The sequence below is a fragment of the Vibrio sp. bablab_jr001 genome, from assembly GCF_016464285.1.
Taxonomy (GTDB): Bacteria; Pseudomonadota; Gammaproteobacteria; order Enterobacterales; family Vibrionaceae; genus Vibrio; species Vibrio fluvialis.
Window position 1 is genome coordinate 1 of sequence record NZ_JACDWZ010000052.1, and the last position, 460, is coordinate 460.

1 pseudogene is annotated in these 460 nt (G+C 58.0%); it reads right to left on the reverse strand.

From position 1 onward, the window contains the following. Window positions 1–460 (reverse strand): annotated as a pseudogene (locus JIG40_RS10140) (diguanylate cyclase); the annotation flags it as partial.

Genomic DNA, 460 nt, shown 5'->3' on the forward strand with positions numbered 1-460 from the left:
CTGCAACACGTACTGGTCAAACAGGTGGCTGGCGTGCAGCTGCTCTAAGGCAAACAGGTATTGGTTGGCGCTGTAGCGCACGTTGTCTTTTTCAATCGCCGAGAACACTTCACGGTGGAACGTCTGGCCGTCGCTGTGGTTGGCGGCCTGGAAGCGGAAGGTGACCCAGTCGTGATGAATCGCTTCTTCAACCAGCGCTTTCCATTGTTGTTTGCCCATCACCACCTGATGGGTGGCACTGGTGACAAAGCCGTACTTCAGCTCCGGATTGGCTTTGGACGTGGCCACCGCGTTATCCAGCAGTGAGAGCATCTCGGTTGAGGTTTTGCTCTCTTTGTTGTGCACCACGCCCAGTGACGCATCCGCCGCGGCCATGCCGGTCGGGTCAGGGTTGACCACCTGAATGGCGTTGATGAGGCCATCGGCCACCAGACGCAGCTCGCTCTCATCCAGGTTAGGC